At 28.8% G+C, this 18,613-nt stretch carries 16 protein-coding genes; 9 read left to right on the top strand and 7 right to left on the bottom strand.

Features of this window, described 5'->3' with window-relative positions; all coding sequences use genetic code 11:
* Positions 1–6: 6 nt before the first annotated feature.
* Complete coding sequence (locus tag MHL31_RS15995) at positions 7–2,067, top strand: acetate--CoA ligase family protein (RefSeq protein ID WP_240226994.1); 2,061 nt, start codon at positions 7–9, stop codon at positions 2,065–2,067.
* On the opposite strand, the gene MHL31_RS15990 is transcribed toward MHL31_RS15995, so the two are convergent.
* Together MHL31_RS15990 and recR are read right to left on the bottom strand one after the other, a co-directional pair.
* Positions 2,068–3,216: a glycosyltransferase family 2 protein gene (locus MHL31_RS15990; RefSeq protein ID WP_240226993.1), complete on the bottom strand. Its 1,149-nt coding sequence runs from the start codon at positions 3,214–3,216 to the stop codon at positions 2,068–2,070. It lies immediately after the preceding gene.
* Positions 3,217–3,222: 6 nt separating this feature from the next.
* Positions 3,223–3,834 (bottom strand): recombination mediator RecR, encoded by a 612-nt coding sequence (gene recR, locus MHL31_RS15985; protein WP_240226992.1) that lies wholly within the window; start codon positions 3,832–3,834, stop codon positions 3,223–3,225.
* A gap of 78 nt (positions 3,835–3,912) precedes the next feature.
* Between recR and MHL31_RS15980 the strand changes: the two genes are divergently transcribed.
* The 5 genes from MHL31_RS15980 to MHL31_RS15960 all read left to right on the top strand — a co-directional run bounded on the left by MHL31_RS15980 (position 3,913) and on the right by MHL31_RS15960 (position 8,863).
* Entirely contained in the window at positions 3,913–5,376 is a 1,464-nt protein-coding gene (locus tag MHL31_RS15980; protein WP_240226991.1) for a sodium:solute symporter, read from the top strand.
* Between the two features lie 50 nt (positions 5,377–5,426).
* A complete protein-coding gene (gene pdxH, locus MHL31_RS15975; RefSeq protein ID WP_240226990.1) occupies positions 5,427–6,074 on the top strand; it encodes a pyridoxamine 5'-phosphate oxidase in 648 nt (215 codons plus the stop codon).
* Between the two features lie 32 nt (positions 6,075–6,106).
* Positions 6,107–6,595 carry a histidine phosphatase family protein gene (locus tag MHL31_RS15970; protein WP_240226989.1) on the top strand — a complete coding sequence of 163 codons (489 nt, stop codon included), beginning with the start codon at positions 6,107–6,109 and terminating at the stop codon, positions 6,593–6,595.
* A gap of 4 nt (positions 6,596–6,599) precedes the next feature.
* The gene (locus MHL31_RS15965) at positions 6,600–7,496 is read left to right on the top strand and encodes a Ppx/GppA phosphatase family protein (protein WP_240228918.1); all 897 of its coding nucleotides are present in this window, start codon (positions 6,600–6,602) and stop codon (positions 7,494–7,496) included.
* A gap of 131 nt (positions 7,497–7,627) precedes the next feature.
* The gene (locus tag MHL31_RS15960; RefSeq protein WP_240226988.1) at positions 7,628–8,863 is read left to right on the top strand and encodes an OmpA family protein; all 1,236 of its coding nucleotides are present in this window, start codon (positions 7,628–7,630) and stop codon (positions 8,861–8,863) included.
* Between the two features lie 648 nt (positions 8,864–9,511).
* Here MHL31_RS15960 and MHL31_RS15955 read toward each other — a convergent pair.
* The 3 genes from MHL31_RS15955 to lpxK are packed head-to-tail and all read right to left on the bottom strand — an operon-like array spanning position 9,512 to position 11,847.
* Positions 9,512–9,988: a thioredoxin family protein gene (locus MHL31_RS15955; protein WP_240226987.1), complete on the bottom strand. Its 477-nt coding sequence runs from the start codon at positions 9,986–9,988 to the stop codon at positions 9,512–9,514.
* 40 nt (positions 9,989–10,028) lie between these two features.
* Entirely contained in the window at positions 10,029–10,838 is an 810-nt protein-coding gene (locus MHL31_RS15950; RefSeq protein WP_240226986.1) for a purine-nucleoside phosphorylase, read from the bottom strand.
* On the bottom strand, positions 10,810–11,847 hold the full coding sequence (gene lpxK, locus MHL31_RS15945; RefSeq protein WP_240226985.1) for a tetraacyldisaccharide 4'-kinase: 1,038 nt from the start codon (positions 11,845–11,847) through the stop codon (positions 10,810–10,812). Before lpxK ends, MHL31_RS15950 begins: the two co-directional genes overlap by 29 nt.
* Positions 11,848–11,944: 97 nt before the next feature.
* Here lpxK and MHL31_RS15940 point away from each other — a divergent pair, with 97 nt between their 5' ends.
* On the top strand, positions 11,945–13,039 hold the full coding sequence (locus tag MHL31_RS15940; RefSeq protein ID WP_240226984.1) for a Nif3-like dinuclear metal center hexameric protein: 1,095 nt from the start codon (positions 11,945–11,947) through the stop codon (positions 13,037–13,039).
* A 1-nt stretch (position 13,040) separates the two neighbouring features.
* Entirely contained in the window at positions 13,041–13,814 is a 774-nt protein-coding gene (locus MHL31_RS15935) for a zinc ribbon domain-containing protein (protein WP_240226983.1), read from the top strand.
* Between the two features lie 62 nt (positions 13,815–13,876).
* Here the strand turns inward: MHL31_RS15935 and MHL31_RS15930 are convergent, their stop codons facing one another.
* A complete protein-coding gene (locus MHL31_RS15930) occupies positions 13,877–14,683 on the bottom strand; it encodes a bifunctional 2-polyprenyl-6-hydroxyphenol methylase/3-demethylubiquinol 3-O-methyltransferase UbiG (protein WP_240226982.1) in 807 nt (268 codons plus the stop codon).
* 28 nt (positions 14,684–14,711) lie between these two features.
* Entirely contained in the window at positions 14,712–15,548 is an 837-nt protein-coding gene (locus MHL31_RS15925; protein ID WP_240226981.1) for a hypothetical protein, read from the bottom strand.
* Positions 15,549–15,685: 137 nt separating this feature from the next.
* Here MHL31_RS15925 and gcvP point away from each other — a divergent pair, with 137 nt between their 5' ends.
* Complete coding sequence (gcvP, locus tag MHL31_RS15920; RefSeq protein WP_240226980.1) at positions 15,686–18,535, top strand: aminomethyl-transferring glycine dehydrogenase; 2,850 nt, start codon at positions 15,686–15,688, stop codon at positions 18,533–18,535.
* Positions 18,536–18,613: the final 78 nt, after the last annotated feature.

Here is an 18,613-nt window from a genome sequence, read left to right as displayed (position 1 = left end):
TATTTAATGTTACATAAAAAATTACTCAACCCTAAAAGCATTGCTATTGTTGGAGCATCTAATAACATACATACACCTGGAGGACGCGTTTTAAAAAATATAATTGAACACAATTTTAAAGGCGAACTTATAACTGTAAATCCAAAAGAAACAGAAATACAAGGTATAAAATGTTATCAAAATATTAAAGACATTCCTAAAGTTGATGTTGCAATTATTGCAATTGCCGCTAAGTTCACTTTAGAAACAATAAAAGTGCTAGCCCAGCAGAAAAACACAAAAGGTTTTATTATTTTTTCAGCTGGTTTTAGTGAAAAAGATGCTGCGGGTAAAAAATTAGAACAAGCCATAGTTGATGAAATTAATTCTGTTGGAGGAACATTATTAGGTCCTAATAATATTGGATTAATAAATCAAAATTATGCAAGTGTTTTTACAACTCCAATACCAAAATTAGATAAAAAAGGTGTCGATTTTATTTCAGGGTCTGGCGCTACAGCTGTTTTTATTATTGAAGCTGCAATGGCAACAGGTTTAACATTTTCAAGTGTTTATTCCGTTGGAAATTCGGCACAAATTGGAGTTGAAGAAGTTTTAGAACATTTAGATGAAACTTTTAATAAAAGTACAAGTTCAAAAATAAAACTCTTATATATTGAAAGCATTGAAAATCCACAAAAACTACTAAAACATACAACTTCATTAATACAAAAAGGATGCAAAATTGCAGCAATAAAAGCAGGAAGTTCTTCTGCAGGAAGCCGAGCTGCAAGTTCACATACAGGTGCTTTGGCTAATTCAGACACCGCAGTTGATGCCTTATTTAAAAAAGCCGGAATTATTCGTTGTTTTGGTAGAAATGAGCTAATTACGGTAGCATCAATATTTATGCATCCAAAACTTAACGGCAAAAACATTGCTATAATAACACACGCTGGTGGTCCTGCCGTAATGTTAACCGATACTTTATCTAAAAACGGATTAAATATTCCTGAAATTAAAGGCCCAAAAAGTGAAGAGCTACTCAGTAAATTATTTTTAGGCTCATCCGTTTCTAATCCAATAGATTTTTTAGCCACAGGTAATGCCGAACAACTAGAAACTATTGTAGATTATTGTGAAAATTATTTTACAGAAATTGATGCAATGGTGGTTATTTTTGGAAGTCCAGGTTTGTTTAAAGTATTTGATGTTTATGATGTACTTCATAAAAAAATACGCACTTGTAAAAAACCAATTTTCTCCGTACTTCCTTCTGTTGTTAATGTTAAAAATGAAATTGAATATTTTATTTCAAAAGGAAACATAAATTTCCCTGATGAAGTTATTTTTGGAAATGCATTGGGAAAAGTAGCAAATAATATAAAACCTATTACTACAACAACTACTTCAACAACTATTAATGCTGAAAAAATTAGAATTCTAATTAATAAAGCCGAAAATGGTTATTTAAAACCTCAAATAATTAAAGAGATTTTACTTGCTGCAGAAATACCAATTGTAAACGAAGCTGTTTGCACAACTAAAGAAATTTGCATAAAAAAAGCAAAAAAATTAGGATTTCCAGTGGTTATGAAGGTTGTTGGCCCTATTCATAAAAGTGATGTTGGAGGAATAATTTTAAATATTACTTCTGAAGAAAAACTTGTTGCTTCATTTAATAAAATTATGAAAATAGATGGCGCTACAGCTGTTTTAATTCAACCAATGAAAAAAGGGATTGAATTATTTATAGGAGCCAAAAAAGAAGGTGATTTTGGACATTTAATTTTATGTGGTTTAGGAGGCATTTATATTGAAGTTTTAAAAGATGTTAACACGCTTTTAGCTCCAGTTTCTGAAATTGAAAGTTTAAACATGATTCGCAATTTAAAATCTTATAAAATAATTAAAGGTATTAGAAATCAAGAAGGTGTAAATGAACATTTATTTGCAGAAATAATTACAAAAGTATCTAATTTAATAACAATAGCTCCAGAAATAGTTGAGTTAGATTTAAATCCACTTCTAGGAAATAAAACAGAAATTTTAGCTGTGGATGCAAGAATTAGAATTGAAAAACAATAATTATTCTATAATTTCTACGTGCCCTCTAACATTTGGGCAAGTACTACCTATTAAGAAATTAGTTGTTTTTGGATGAATTTTAAATGAAACATTTTCATTTTTTAATTCCTGAATATGTGCAATAATTTTTTTATTTGAAATTGTTGAATTATCAAATACAACGGCTTCAATTTTATTGTTTTTTATTATTTTTTTTATTTCAGAAAAATCATCTAAAATCGACTCTTTTACCACTAAATACTTTTTATTTAAAAAATTTACAATTAATTTATCATCACCTAAATACAATAAATTAAATGCTGGCTTTACCCCTTTTTTAACTTTAGTAAATCTAAAATATTTTAATAAATACCAAAATTCAATACCAATACGCATTATAAAATCATAAACCATATTCAATTTAAAATGCATTTTATAAAATATCTTCATTGCATCATGAAAATGGTTTAGGTATTTGCTGTTTTTGGTTGTGCTTTCTCCTTTAAAATGAATTATTTGAGTATCCGCATAATAGTAATTTTGATATCCTTTATTCAAAATTTTCATACTTAAATCTATGTCTTCTCCATACATAAAATAAGCTTCACTAAAGCCTTCAACCTCGTTAAAAACAGTTCGTTTTATAAACATAAATGCTCCTGAAGCAATATCCATAACTCCAGATTCATTTTCATTTAAATGTGTTGCATAATATTTACCAGTACGCTTACTTGAAATACCAAAAAGCTTATTAAATGACACACTTGGAGTAGGAATTCCTCGTTTACTTTCAGGTGCAAACTCTCCAGATCCATCAATTAATTTAACGCCTAAAACGCCTAAATTATGTTTTGCTTTTGCAAAGTTTAAAATTTTATCAAGAGTGTCTTCTGCAATTATAGTATCTGGGTTTAAAATTAATAGATAATCTCCCGTTGCAATTTTAACACCCTGATTATTAGCTTTTGAAAAACCAATATTTTCTTTGTTTTCAATTAATTTAACTTCTGGATATTTTTCTTTTAGTAGTTTACAACTTTCATCTGTAGAATTATTATCAACCACAATAATTTCTGTACTATTATTTTTTGAAGCAGCTTGTACGCTTAAAATACATTGCTCTAAAAAATACCGTACATTGTAATTAACAATTACTATAGAAACATCCATAAAATTTTACAGTGAATTTTCAAAAGGAATTCTATTTACAATACTTCTTCCTAATGTTACCTCATCGGCATATTCTAATTCATCTCCAACAGCAATACCTCTTGCTATTGTTGAAGTTTTAATAGCATATTTTTCTAACTGTTTAAAAATATAAAAATTGGTAGTATCTCCTTCAATAGTGGAACTTAAAGCAAAAATTACTTCTTTAACAACTCCACTTTTTACTTTATCGATTAAACTATCTATTGTTAAATTTTGTGGACCAACACCTTCAATTGGAGATATTTTACCACCTAAAACATGATATAATCCTTTAAAACGAGACGTGTTTTCTATGGCCATTACATCTCTAACATCTTCAACAACACAAATAATTTCTTCATTTCGTGATGGATTTGCACAAATTTCACAAATTTCTACATCAGAAATATTATGACATTTTTTACATAATTTAATTTCATCAACTAAATTAGTTAATGCACCAGCTAATTGGTGTGTATGTGCTGCTGGCTGCTTTAATAAATGTAAAACCAGCCGCAATGCCGTTCTTTTACCAATTCCTGGTAATTGAGAGACTTCATTCACAGCATTTTCCAAAAGTTTAGACGAAAAATTCATTTCGCAAATGTACAATTTCAAACGATATTCTCAATAATTTTAGTTTCTTTGTTCTCTGTAAACTATTAAAACTAGTAAATGCAACCAATTTACATTCTTTTGCTAATCGCTGTCTATTTTTGTGTACTTTTAGCTATTGCCTATTTTACAGGTAAAAACGATTCTAACGACACTTTTTTTAAAGCTAATAGAAAATCCCCTTGGTATATTGTTGCTTTTGGTATGATAGGCGCATCATTATCAGGTGTTACTTTTATCTCGGTTCCGGGCTTAGTACAAGGATCGCAGTTTAGTTATTTGCAAATTGTTATTGGATATTTATTTGGGTATTTTGTAATTGCTTACGTGCTTATCCCCATTTATTATAATTTAAAAATCACTTCTATCTACGAATTTTTAAAACTCCGATTTGGAACTCACTCACATAAAACTGGTGCATTTTTCTTTTTTATATCAAGAGTATTAATTGCTTCATTTCGATTGTTTTTAGTAACTTCTGTACTTCAATATTTTATTTTTGATGCTTGGAATATACCCTTTGAAATTACTGTAATTTTTTCGGTTCTTTTAATTTGGATTTATACTTTTAAAGGAGGAATTAAAACAATAGTTTGGACAGATACCCTGCAGACTCTGTTTATGTTAATTGCAGTTTTTGCCACAATATTTATAATTATCAATAATTTAAATTGGTCTTTGGCAGATGTTTTTACTTCTCCTGAATTTAAGAGTTATAGTAGAATAATTTTTACAGATAATTTTAACGATAAAAATCACTTGATAAAATCATTCTTTGGAGGTATGTTTATAACCATTGCTATGACAGGTTTAGATCAAGATATGATGCAAAAAAACTTAACCTGTAAAAACATAAAAGAATCTCAATGGAATGTTATTTCACTCGGTTTTATTTTAATAGTAGTAAATTTTATTTTTTTAACGCTAGGAGCTTTATTATTTATCTATGCAAACAAACTTGGCATTCAAATTCCAACAGTTGATGGAGCCATTAAAACAGATTTATTGTATCCAGAAATTGCATTAAACAGCCATTTAGGTATTACCATTGGAACTGTATTTATATTAGGTTTAATCGCTGCAGCTTATTCTAGTGCAGATAGTGCATTAACCTCCTTAACAACATCTTTTTGCGTAGATTTTTTAGACATTGAAAACAACGTAAAATCTAAACAAAAATTAACTAGAAAAATAATTCATGTAGTAATTTCAATTATATTAATACTAGTAATTGTAAGTTTTAAATATGTTTTAAACGACAATGTTATTAATAGTTTATTGCAAATTGTATCTTACACTTATGGTCCTTTATTAGGTTTGTTTACCTTTGGAATATTTACAAAAATTGCTATTAAAGACAAATATGTATGGATTGTAAGCGTTTTTTCTGTAATTGCAACATATTTTATTAATATGTATTCCGAAACACTTTTAAATGGTTATATATTTGGTTATGAACTTTTAATTATTAACGGATCTATTACATTTTTAGGATTGTTATTAATTAAAAAAACGAATTCGTAAATACTTTTTAAAAGAATTTAAAACATTAAAAGATTTTTTAATTTTACACTATGGAAACTGATTTAAGTAATTATCGAAGAAACTATCAAAAAATTGAACTTTCAAGAAAAGATATTTCTGAAAACCCTATGGAGTTATTTCAAAAATGGTTTTATGAAGTTGAAAATTTTGGAGGAGATGCAGAAACAAATGCTATGACAGTAGCCACTATTGGTTCCGATGGTTTTCCAAAAAGTAGAGCTGTATTACTTAAAAAATACACTTGGGAAGGTTTTATTTTTTATACAAACTACAATAGTGAAAAAGGAAAAGCTATAGAAAACAACCCTAATGTCTGCTTGTCTTTTTTATGGCATAATACAGAACGTCAAGTAATTATAAAAGGTGTTGCTGAAAAAATTTCAGAAAACATGTCTGATGGATATTTTGAATCAAGACCCGATGGAAGTAAACTAGGCGCTTGGGCTTCAGATCAAAGTGAACCAGTTCCTTCACGTAAATATTTAGATGATAAATTGGCTTCTTTTGAAAAACAATTCGAAAATAAAGAAATTACAAGACCTAAAAATTGGGGAGGATATATTGTTAGACCAATAAGTATAGAATTCTGGCAAGGTAGACCTAATAGAATGCACGATAGAATAAGATATACATTACAAGAAAATTACGATTGGAAAATTGAACGATTAGCACCTTAATTTATAAACTTGAAACTCAACTACCCAAAACCATGAAAACACTTTATATAGTTAGACACGCAAAATCTTCTTGGAAATACGAAGGCATTAAAGACATAGATCGCCCTCTAAAAAAAAGAGGAATTAACGATGCCTACCTAGTTTCAAATGTCTTGCTAAAAAAAATAGCAACTCCAGATGTTTTTATTTCAAGCTGTGCAAACAGAGCATTACATACCGGAATGATTTTTAGCTACACTTTTAATTATCCTTTAGCTAATTTAAAAATCAGCAAATCACTATACAATTTTAGTGATGGCTATTTAATTAAAACCGTAAAAGCTTTAGACGATGGTTTTGATTCTGCCATTATTTTTAGTCACGATCACGGTATTAGTGATTTTGTAAATAAATTTGGAAGCATACAATTAGACCATGTGCCAACATGCGGTGTTATTGGAATTAAATTTGATACAAATCACTGGAAAAACATAAAAAACGGTAAAACAATTTTAACTGAATTTCCTAAAAATTATAAATAATATTATTTTGAAAATTGAAAAGCTTGCAGGTATAGACATTGGATCAAATGCCATTAGATTATTAGTAGCAAATATAATTACAGATAAAAACAGCGAACATCCTAGTTTTAAAAAATCGGCATTAGTTCGTGTACCAATCCGTTTAGGAGCTGACACTTTTTTAAAAGGTAGCATCTCACAAGCCAATAAAAATAGAATGATTAAAGCTTTAAAAGCTTTTAAACTATTAATGGAGGTACATGGAGTTGAAAATTATTATGCCTGTGCAACTTCCGCTATGCGAGAAGCAAAAAATGGACAAGAAGTTGTAGCTGAAATTTTTGAAAAAACAGCCGTTAAAATAAATTTAATAGACGGTAAAAAAGAAGCGGCAATAATTTTCTCTACAGATTTAACCAATATTATTAAAACCGACAAGTCTTATGTATATGTAGATGTTGGTGGAGGAAGTACAGAAATAACAATCTTTTCAAATGGAAAAATAATCAATTCAAAATCATTTAAAATAGGTACTGTCCGCTTACTTAACAAACAAAAATCTTTTAAAGATGTTTGGGAAAGTATGGAAGTTTGGATAAAAGCAAACACAAAAAAATTAAATAAACCAATATTAATTGGTTCCGGAGGAAATATTAATAAAATATTTAAACTTTCAGGCAAAACTATAGGTAAACCACTTTCATTAATTTATATGAAAGCACAATATCAATTTCTAAAAAAAATGTCTTTTGAAGAACGAATCACTGAGCTCGATCTAAACCCTGATAGAGCCGATGTTATAATACCTGCTACAAAAATTTACCTATCTGCAATGAAATGGAGCAATGCTAAAAAAGTATATGTTCCTAAAATTGGACTTGCAGATGGTATAGTTAAAAGCTTATATTTTAAAAACTTATAATACTTTTTTAACATTTTTTTAAGAATTTTAACTATTTTTGTTAGTGATTGTGACTTATTAAATTGTTTTGTGTCATAATTATACTGTTTAGAAAATCTAAACAGAATTAACCTAATTAAATGCTAAAAAAAATGAAAAAAGTATTATTTTCTATTACCTTATTGGTTTTTGGAGCAACTGCATTTGCACAAGATCTACCAACAAACCCAGAACCTGGAAAATGCTATGTTCGTTGTAAAACACCAGATATTTGGAAAAATGAAGATGTAACTATTGAAACAAAAGCTGCTTACAAAAAAATTACTACTATTCCTGCTAAATACAAAACTGTTACAGAAAGAGTTCTTGTTAAAGAAGCTAGTCAACGTTTAGAAATTGTACCAGCAGTTTACGAAACTAGAGATGTTGTAGTTGTTGTTAAAGAAGCTAGTTATAAATTAGAAACAATACCTGGAACTTTTGGTTCAGAAACTTTAACATATACAGCTAAAGAAGATGCTTCAAAATTAAGCGTAATTCCTGCTACTTTTAAACCAGATTCTGAAACAATTGAAATTAAACCTGCAACTGCAGTTTGGCAAATGAGCGATGTAGCTCCTGATTGTGAATCTAGCGATCCAAACGATTGTAGATACTGGTGTTACAAACCAATCCCTGCAGAATACACTACTGTTCCTCTAACTAAATTGGATGTAGATGCACATACACAAAGAACTGCTGTTCCTGGATTTAATAAAACTTACAAAAAAACAGTTGTTGCAAACCAACCTACTACAAGAAAAATTGAAATTCCTGAAGTAACTAAAGTTGTTAAAAAAACTGTTATGGTAACTCCTCCAACTACAAGAACTATTGATATTCCTGCTGAATATGAAACAATATCTAAAGTTGTATTAGTAAGTGATGCTACTGAAAAAGTTGTTACTGTACCTGCAGAGTATAAAACTGTAACTAAAGAAGTTTTAGTTAAAAAAGGTGGTTTAACATCTTGGAAAGAAGTTGATTGTGAATTAACAGAAAATAGTATTTTACCTATCAACTGGAATTTAGCAAGTGCTACATTAACTGCTGAAGCTAAAAATATAATAGACACTCGTTTATTACCTGTTTTAAGAACTGGAGTAGCAGTTGCATTAGAATCTCACACAGATTCTAGAGGAACAAAAGAAAGCAATCAAGATTTATCTGAAAGAAGAGCAATGGCTGTTTCTAATTACTTAATTTCTAAAGGAATTAACCCAAGTCAATTAACTGCTAATGGTTTTGGTGAAACTAAATTAACTAACAGATGTTCTGATGGTGTTTCTTGTACTGAAAGAGAACACAGAGCTAACAGAAGAACTACATTTAGAGTTATTAATCAATAATAAATCTCTTAATGTCTAGTCTTAAATAGCCTATACAGATTATTAAAAGATTAATTAAAGCTGAACAATTATTGTTCAGCTTTTTTTGTTTGTTTTGAAAGTTCATTTGTATTGGTATCAACATATGATTAGGTAAATACCCTCACATATATTATATATTTTTATAGTATCTTCAATTCGTTTCTTCTTTATATCTAAGTTCCTTATACTTTTTGCTATATTTAATTCTTTTCTTCTAGCACATTAAATAAAGTTAATTTCTTATCAGCACGTTCAGCAAGATGTTCATCTCTAAATTTCTCCTTTTAAAGTAGTTTTACTTTTGCCTCAAATTCTAGTATTTTCTGTTTGGATGATTCGACAGGGTTTCTTTAGGTAGGTTTCCCCAATCAAAGGCTCCATATTCCCTTAACCATTGAGTAACAGTGAACCGAGATTGAATATCTTATTTATGACAAACTTCCAGTCTTTTGAGTTGACCTTATTCTATTTTTTCTACTACGTGAAGTATAAAAAAAGCGAATAATCTTTTGAGTACGCTTTACACATCGAGTGTTTTTTTGATGTTTTCATTACTCTTTTAGTGTATCTCTATTTCAGAACGAGACATAATTATAAATAAAAAATCCGCTTTTAAGCGGATTTTTTTTATTTATATTTTTTAAGTGTTTCTTCAAAAAACAAAAAGTGATAACTTGTATCTCTCATTAAATTATAACTTTTCTTTCTCGCTATTTCCTTTCCTTTACCATTAACAACAACAATAGTTGGAAAAGAATTCACATTATACTTTTTCTTTAACTTATCATTATCTACTTTTTGAGAACCTGTTATTAAATTTTTATTTCTTGGAGTATCAGCTTCATATAGAATAAATTCATCTTTAAATTCATTTTTAAACTTTTCAGATTCAAAAACATCTGCAACTAACATTTTACAAGGCCCACACCAGTCCGAACCTGTAAAAAAAATCATCATAGGTTTATCTGTAGACTTTGTTAGTTTTTCAGCTATTGAGAAATCTTGTTCCCAAATACTTTCTGAATTGGTGTACATTGCTACATTATCTTGTGCGTAACCAGTAACCATAAAGTTAATACATATTAAAAAAATAACTCTCTTCATAAATAATATTTTAAAGCTAAACTACTAAAATAATGCCAAATTATAATTTTACAAATTCTTCGACCAATTTACCTACAATTTTTTCTGAAACTTTAGCTACCTCTTGAACCTCTTCATGAGATACAGATTCAACTATCCCTTCTACTCCTAAATCGGTAATTACTGAAATACCAAAACACTCCATTCCCATATGCTTAGCTACAATAACTTCTGGAACTGTAGACATTCCAACAGCATCTGCTCCTAAAATTTTCACCATTTTATATTCTGCAGGTGTCTCAAATGTAGGACCTTGTAATGCTAAATAAATACCTTTATGCACTATAACATCCATTTTTTGTGCAACCTCTTCCATTTTAGTAATCATTTTTTTACTATAAGCCTCGTGCATATCAACAAATCGAGGACCAAAACGAACATCATTTTTACCATGTAATGGATGCTCAGGCATTAAATTAATATGATCTGTAATTATCATTATATCTCCTACTTTAAAAGCTGGATTAACACCTCCCGAAGCATTAGAAACAATTAATTTTTCAACACCTAAATATTTCATTACTCTAACCGGAAAAATAGTTTGCTCCATAGTCCAACCTTCATAATAATGAAAACGACCTCTCATAGCTACTACTTTTTTTCCTCCTAAAATTCCAAAAATCAACTCTCCCGAATGTCCTTCAACAGTTGATACTGGGAAATTTGGAATTTCAGTATAAGGAATTCTAACTTCAACATCAATTTTATCAGCTAAATTACCTAATCCAGTTCCTAAAATTATTCCATAATCTGGTGTTGTTATCTCTTTATTCTTTAAAAACTCAACCGTTTCCTGTACTTTGTTCCACATAATTTATTATTTTATTATCAAAATCATTTTTATAATTTATAACAAATGATTTTATACTTATATAATGTAAATTTTTAACCTTATCAAAGATACGAACATAATCTTTTTCTGTAGTTAAAACTAATTTCTTTTTTGATTTAAAGCTATTTAACGTCTCTTCTATTTTACTGATATCCTGACTCTTAAAATTATAATGATCTGGATATTTTAAATGTTTAAAATCAATACTTCTATCCTTTAAAAAATCGGTTAAAGGAGTTGGATTTGCAATACCTGTAACTAATAAAACTTCAAAATATTGCAATTCGTCTATATTTATCTCTGAATCACCATGTAAATTAGAATTATAATCTATTGCAGTAAAAAATACAAGCTGATTTTTAGCTGGATTAATTTTTTTAGTTATTTTAAATTGTTCCTCTTTTGAAAGATTTTTAGGACATTTAGTTACAACAATAAGTTGCGCTCTTTTTGCCCCAAATTTATGTTCGCGTAAATTACCTGTAGGTAACATCGAGTCATTTACATATAAATTATTAAAATCTGTTAATAAAATATTGAAACCTCCAGCAACTTTTCTATGTTGAAAAGCATCATCTAACAAAATAACATCTGGTGGAGATTCTAACTGTTCTAATTGCTGAATTGCATTAGTTCTATTAGCGTCTACACAAACTATAATATTTTTAAATTTTTTATAAAACTGATACGGTTCATCTCCTATTAATTCGGCAGTAGCGTCTTTATCAGCAATTATAAAACCAGTACTTTTTCGTTTATATCCCCGACTCAATACAGCAATTTTATAATTGTTTTGCAATAACCTAATTAAATATTCAATTTGAGGTGTTTTTCCAGTGCCTCCAACACTTAAATTTCCAACAACAATTGTAGGTGTTTTAAATTTTGTAGATTTTAAAACATTAATATCGTACAAAAAATTACGTATACTTGTAATAATTCCATACAAGATTGCAAAAGGATACGCTATTATTCTTAAAACATTCATGAAGGCGAAAATACAAAACAAATTATAATATTTATACTTTAAAACTTTAACTTTATAATGTAAAAATTATCTTTGTTTAAACTTTATCCATTAAAATATGACTATTAAAGATATTACAAACTGCATTGAAGAATTTGCACCCTTAAATTACGCTGAAGGGTTTGATAATGTCGGCTTATTAATCGGAAACTATACAACTAAAGTTACTGGCGTATTAGTTACCTTAGACACTTTAGAAAATATAGTTGATGAAGCCATTGAAAAAAAATGCAATCTCATCATTAGCTTTCATCCAATAATTTTTTCAGGTTTAAAAAAAATAAATGGTAATAATTATGTAGAACGGGTTGTTTTAAAAGCTATTAAAAACGACATAGCTATTTATACAATGCATACTGCTTTAGACAATTCATTTAATGGTGTTAATGCAAGAATTTGTGATGTTTTAGGTTTAAAAAATAGAAAAATTTTAATTCCTCAAAAAAACACGATAAAAAAATTAATAACATATGCCCCCATAGAAAATGCAGAAGATGTTAGGTCTGCACTCTTTAAAACAGGCGCAGGAAATATTGGTAATTATGATTTTTGCAGCTATAATACCGAAGGTTATGGTACTTATAGAGGTAATGAAAATTCAAACCCAACAATTGGAGAAAAAAAGAAATTACATACCGAAAAAGAAACATTAATTAGTGTTATTTTTGAGAAACATCTTGAACATAAAATACTAACAACACTTTTTAAAGCACATCCTTATGAAGAAGTTGCTTATGATATTGTAGCTTTAGACAATGTAAATCAAGAAATTGGTATGGGAATGATTGGAGAACTCAACGAAGAACAATCTGAAGCTGATTTTCTAGACTTCATAAAAGAAACGATGAATGCTAAAGGCATTAGACACTCTGCTTTATTAAATAAACCCATTAAAAAAGTAGCAGTTTTAGGCGGATCTGGAAGTTTTGCTATAAACAATGCCATAAACGCTAACGCAGATATTTATATTACAGCTGACATAAAATACCACGAATTTTATAAAGCAGAAAACAAACTAATTATTGCAGATATTGGGCATTATGAGAGTGAACAGTTCACAAAAAATCTTTTAGTAGAGCTACTTACAAAAAAATTTCCTAATTTTGCAATCATTTTATCGAAAAAAAACACAAATCCAATTTATTACTTATAATATGGCTAAAAATAAAGAAGTTACTGTTGAAGAAAAATTAAGAGCACTTTACGACTTACAATTAATAGACTCAAGAGTTGATGAAATTAAAAATGTTAGAGGTGAGTTACCTTTAGAAATAGAAGATTTAGAAGATGAAATTGTTGGTTTAAATAAAAGGCTTTCTAATTTAGATGGAGATATTTTAAATTTAAAGAATGATATTTCTGCTAAAAAAAATATAATTGATGATGCAAAGGCATTGTTAAAAAAATATAATGAGCAACAAAAAAAGGTTCGTAACAATAGAGAGTTTAACTCTTTAAGTAAAGAAACTGAATATCAAGAATTAGAAATTGAATTAGCTGAAAAGAGAATTCGTGAATTTAAAGCTCAAATTGAACAAAAAAATCAAGTAATTGCTTCAACAAAAGAGAATATCGCAAAACAAGAAGATTTATTAAAACATAAAGCTGCTGAGTTAAACGATATAATGGGAGATACTGCAAAAGAAGAAGAATTATTACTTAAAAAATCTAAAGAATATTCTGAATTAATTGACGATAACTTATTAAAAGCCTACAAAAGAATTCGTTCTTCTGTAAAAAATGGATTGGCTGTTGTTTCAATTGAAAGAGGAGCTTCTGGAGGTTCTTTCTTTACAATTCCACCTCAAAGACAAGTTGAAATTGCTAGTCGTAAAAAAATTATTACTGATGAACACAGTGGTAGAATTTTAGTTGATGGAGCTTTAGCCGAAGAAGAAAAAGAAAAAATCGAAAAAATACTAGGTTAATTACTAGCGTTTAATTTATATAAAAAAGCTGTCTGAAATTACTAATTTTTAGACAGCTTTTTTTATTGTTTTGTTGCTCGTATGGAATACACCAAAGGAAACATACGTTGTTCTTTTTTTAAAAGAAACATTCCATCATTTGTGGCTTCCATTTCTGGAAAAATATTATATGGAGATTTTTCAAATTCGTGTAAAAACTCGATATGTAAACCCGCATTTGTTAGAGCTGTAATAACGTCACCTAATCCGTGATTCCATCCATATTCTTTACTGATAATATCAGCATTATTGTTTGCGTAAGTACCTTTATATTCTTCGTAAATTACATTTTTATTTAAATATGAATAAGCCAACTTTGGAGGTGTTTCTAAAAAATTATACATCCAAACAATAGGGTGAAATTCTACCAAATAAAACACCCCATCTTTTTTTAATTTACTGGCTATTATTTCTCCCCAAGTTTTTAAATCTGGCAACCATCCTATTACACCGTAAGATGCAAAAACAATATCAAATTTTCCTTCAACATTATTAGAAACATCGTATAAATTACTTTCTATAAAAGTAGCATCTAGGTCTAATTCTTTATTTAATTTTTTGGCTAGCATAATTCCTTTATTAGATAAATCAATTCCAGTACACTTAGCTCCTAACCTACTCCAACTTAATGTATCTTGCCCAAAATGACATTGTAAATGTAATAGTGATTTTCCTTTAACATCACCTACTTCATTCAATTCATAACTATTTAAAGACGTTTTGCCTTTCTTAAAACCTTCAATATCATAAAATTCAGATTTAAAATGAATACCTACCTTTTTATTCCACGTATTTTTATTTACTTCAAAATATTTATTGTTATTATTCATAATAAGTGGTAAAATTAATTTTAGATGTCTAAAATAGGTAAATTAAAAATAACCAAAATATTGGTATAGCTTCTACCCAAAAACTAGTATAATATCTCGATTTATTTTCAGAAGAAAACAGTAAAAATAACGTTGTAATAATTGCTAAACAAACTGTTACAATTAATTCTGATTTAAAAATTGGTTGTTTAAAAAATTCAATTCCCAAAAACACAATTAAAAATCCAATTCCAATATATTTAGAATTATGTACACCAACTAATTGAGGCAAGGTTTTTAATGTTTTAGAATCAGTTTTTACATCTCTAATATCAAAAGGTATTGTAATTGCAATTATAAATAATATTCGTTGAAAAAATTCTATATAAACAGTATTTGTAAAACCATACCCTATTTCGAATAAAGGAAATAAAACTGTTATTCCAGCCCAAGCAATTGCGATACTTAAAATTTTTATAGCTGGAAAATTACGAAATGAAATTTCAATTTCACCAATTTTAAAAATTGGGATTACATAAAAAAATGTCATTAAAAAAAAAGGAAATAATATATAAATAGATTGTTTATTAAAATTTGTATAAAAAACTATAATAAACAAACCCAAAAAAGCAATTACAGCTAGTATTAACAAAGGTAATTTATGTTCAAAAAACCATTTTCTTAACCAATTAAGTCGTACATATTTAATTTCATACATTCGTATAAAATTATAAGAAAAAATAATAGAAAGCGCTACAAATAAAGGAGTTAAACTCTCTGAATATCCATAATTTATTAAGCTTATTTTAGTAATACAAAAACCAGCTAAAGCCACATGAATGTTACTGAAAATATAAAAATCAAATATTTTTTTTAAATAATTCATGAAACAAATGTAAGTATTTGTTAATATCCCCAATTTATTGGTTAACAAAATATTATAAATAAGTGATAATTATACCATTTTGAAGCATTAATTTTCAGTATTTTTGAGGCATTAATTTTATATAATAATTTACATAAATGAGAACAGATTCTTTTGTTTTAAGACACGTAGGTCCTAGTGAAAACGAGGTTAATGATATGCTAAAAACTATTGGAGTAACTTCAGTAGATGAATTAATAGACAAAACAGTCCCTACAGATATTAGATTGGCAAACAATCTTGATTTACCAAAAGCCATGAGCGAACACGAATATATGACACATATTCAAGAGCTTGCCACTAAAAATAAATTATATAAAAATTATATTGGATTAGGATACCACCCTACAATTTTACCAGGCGTTATTCAAAGAAATATTTTAGAAAACCCAGGTTGGTATACTGCTTATACCCCTTACCAAGCAGAAATTGCTCAAGGTCGTTTAGAGGCATTATTAAACTACCAAACTATGGTAAGTGAACTTACTGGTCTAAAATTAGCAAATGCATCTTTATTAGATGAAGGAACCGCAGCTGGTGAAGCCATGATAATGTTATTAAACACAAGATCAAGATCTCAAAAAAAGGCCAAAGCTGTTAAATTTTTTGTATCTAATGAAGTGTTACCTCAAACAATAGATGTTTTAAAAACCCGATCTAATCCATTAGAAATTGAATTGGTATTTGGTGACCATACTACATTCGAATTTACAGAGGAATTCTACGGTGGAATTGTACAATACCCTGCAAAAAACGGAGAAGTTTTCGATTATACTTCATTTGTAGAAAATGCTAAAACAGTTGATGCTAAAGTTGTTGCTGCAGCCGATTTATTAAGCTTAACCTTATTAACACCTCCAGGCGAATGGGGTGCAGATGTTGTAGTTGGTACCACTCAACGTTTTGGAATTCCTATGGGATATGGTGGGCCTCATGCAGCTTATTTTGCAACAAAAGAAACCTACAAGCGTTCAATTCCAGGAAGAATTATTGGTATAACAAAAGATAAAGACGGTAATAGAGCTTTACGTATGGCTTTACAAACTCGTGAACAACATATAAAACGAGAAAAAGCAACATCAAATATATGTACAGCTCAAGTTCTTTTAGCCGTTATGGCCGGCATGTATGGTGTATACCATGGTCCAAAAGGACTAACTTACATTGCTAACAAAATACATAATTTAACTGCTACTTTAAATAAAGGATTAACAAATTTAGATTTAAAACAATTAAATACTAACTTTTTTGACACATTACTAGTTAAAGTTTCAGATGCTTCAAAAGTAAAAGAAATTGCAGAAAAAAATTATATCAATTTTTATTATCCAACAAACACATCTATTGGTATTTCAATAAATGAAACTACTTCTATTGAAGATGTAAACCAAATTTTAGAAATTTTAGCTAAAGCTGAAGGAAAAGAAAAAATAACAATTAATACTATTGAAGAAAATTCTTTACCACAAAAATTAACGAGAACTTCTAAATTTATGATTAATGACGTTTTTGAAAACTACCATTCTGAAACTGAATTAATGCGTTATATCAAAAAATTAGAACGTAAAGATTTATCTTTAAATCACTCTATGATTTCTTTAGGTTCTTGTACTATGAAATTAAATGCAGCAACAGAAATGTTACCTTTAAGTTGGCCAAATTGGGGCGTTATGCACCCTTTTGTTCCAATTCAACAAGCACAAGGCTATCAAGAAGTTATAAAAGGTTTAGAAATTGCTTTAAACGAAATTACAGGTTTTTACGCAACATCTTTACAACCAAACTCTGGTGCTTCGGGAGAATATGCAGGCTTATTAGTTATTAAAGCTTATCACGAATCTAAAGGAGAAAGTCATAGAAATATTTGTATTATTCCTGCATCTGCACACGGAACAAACCCTGCTTCTGCAGTAATGGCTGGTATGAAAGTTGTTGTTACAAAATCTACAGCTGAAGGAAATATAGATGTAGATGATTTAAGAGCTAAAGCAGAACTTCATAAAGATAATTTAGCAGCTTTAATGGTCACTTACCCTTCAACTCATGGAGTTTTTGAAAGCACTATTAAAGAAATTACTCAAATCATACATCAAAATGGTGGACAAGTATATATGGATGGTGCTAATATGAATGCCCAAGTTGGATTAACAAATCCTGCTACTATTGGCGCTGATGTTTGCCATTTAAATCTACATAAAACTTTTGCTATACCACATGGAGGCGGTGGACCTGGAGTTGGACCAATATGTGTTGTAGAACATTTAGCACCTTTTTTACCATCAAATCCAATAATACCTACAGGAGGTGAATTACCTACAACAGCAGTATCTTCAGCTCCTTGGGGCTCTGCATTGGTATTACTTATTTCTTATAGCTATATAAAAATGTTAGGAACTGGAGGTCTAAAACAAGCTACAATAAACGCTATTTTAAATGCAAATTATGTAAAAGCTCGTTTAGAAAAAGAATACAATATACTTTATACTGGCGAAAATGGTTTTGCAGCACATGAAATGATTGTAGATTTTAGAAAATTTAAAGAAAAAGGAATTGAAGTTACAGACGTTGCAAAAAGATTAATGGATTATGGCTATCACGCCCCTACAGTATCTTTTCCAGTTGCAGGAACTTTAATGATTGAACCTACTGAAAGTGAAAACAAAGCAGAGTTAGATCGTTTTTGCGATGCATTGCTAAGTATCAAAAACGAAATAGATACTATGGAAAGTGGAGATACAAATTCTGCACTTAAAAATTCACCACACACACAAGAAATGCTTACTGCCGATGAATGGAACTATCCTTACACACGACAACATGCAGCTTTTCCTTTACCGTACGTAAAAGAAAATAAATTTTGGCCTTCAGTTAGAAGAGTTGATGACGCTTTTGGTGATAGAAATTTAATTTGCTCTTGTACCCCTATTGAAGACTATATAGATGCATAATTGAGGATCTATAACAACATGATTTTAATTAAAAAAACATAATTTTAAAAAATATTTAAACATATTTTTATTCTATTC

It is taken from the genome of Lutibacter sp. A80, assembly GCF_022429645.1.
Taxonomy (GTDB): Bacteria; Bacteroidota; Bacteroidia; order Flavobacteriales; family Flavobacteriaceae; genus Lutibacter.
Note: the sequence above shows the minus strand (reverse complement) of the source record. Positions and strands in the feature narration are given on the sequence as shown.

Excerpts from the sequence above, each read along its gene's own strand:
- MHL31_RS15995 (WP_240226994.1), top strand. The coding sequence starts at position 7 with ATGTTACATAAAAAATTACTCAACCCTAAAAGCATTGCTATTGTTGGA.
- MHL31_RS15990 (WP_240226993.1), bottom strand. The coding sequence starts at position 3,216 with ATGGATGTTTCTATAGTAATTGTTAATTACAATGTACGGTATTTTTTA.
- recR (WP_240226992.1), bottom strand. The coding sequence starts at position 3,834 with ATGAATTTTTCGTCTAAACTTTTGGAAAATGCTGTGAATGAAGTCTCT.
- MHL31_RS15980 (WP_240226991.1), top strand. The coding sequence starts at position 3,913 with ATGCAACCAATTTACATTCTTTTGCTAATCGCTGTCTATTTTTGTGTA.
- pdxH (WP_240226990.1), top strand. The coding sequence starts at position 5,427 with ATGGAAACTGATTTAAGTAATTATCGAAGAAACTATCAAAAAATTGAA.
- MHL31_RS15970 (WP_240226989.1), top strand. The coding sequence starts at position 6,107 with ATGAAAACACTTTATATAGTTAGACACGCAAAATCTTCTTGGAAATAC.
- MHL31_RS15960 (WP_240226988.1), top strand. The coding sequence starts at position 7,628 with ATGAAAAAAGTATTATTTTCTATTACCTTATTGGTTTTTGGAGCAACT.
- MHL31_RS15955 (WP_240226987.1), bottom strand. The coding sequence starts at position 9,988 with ATGAAGAGAGTTATTTTTTTAATATGTATTAACTTTATGGTTACTGGT.
- MHL31_RS15950 (WP_240226986.1), bottom strand. The coding sequence starts at position 10,838 with ATGTGGAACAAAGTACAGGAAACGGTTGAGTTTTTAAAGAATAAAGAG.
- lpxK (WP_240226985.1), bottom strand. The coding sequence starts at position 11,847 with ATGAATGTTTTAAGAATAATAGCGTATCCTTTTGCAATCTTGTATGGA.
- MHL31_RS15940 (WP_240226984.1), top strand. The coding sequence starts at position 11,945 with ATGACTATTAAAGATATTACAAACTGCATTGAAGAATTTGCACCCTTA.
- MHL31_RS15935 (WP_240226983.1), top strand. The coding sequence starts at position 13,041 with ATGGCTAAAAATAAAGAAGTTACTGTTGAAGAAAAATTAAGAGCACTT.
- MHL31_RS15930 (WP_240226982.1), bottom strand. The coding sequence starts at position 14,683 with ATGAATAATAACAATAAATATTTTGAAGTAAATAAAAATACGTGGAAT.
- MHL31_RS15925 (WP_240226981.1), bottom strand. The coding sequence starts at position 15,548 with ATGAATTATTTAAAAAAAATATTTGATTTTTATATTTTCAGTAACATT.
- gcvP (WP_240226980.1), top strand. The coding sequence starts at position 15,686 with ATGAGAACAGATTCTTTTGTTTTAAGACACGTAGGTCCTAGTGAAAAC.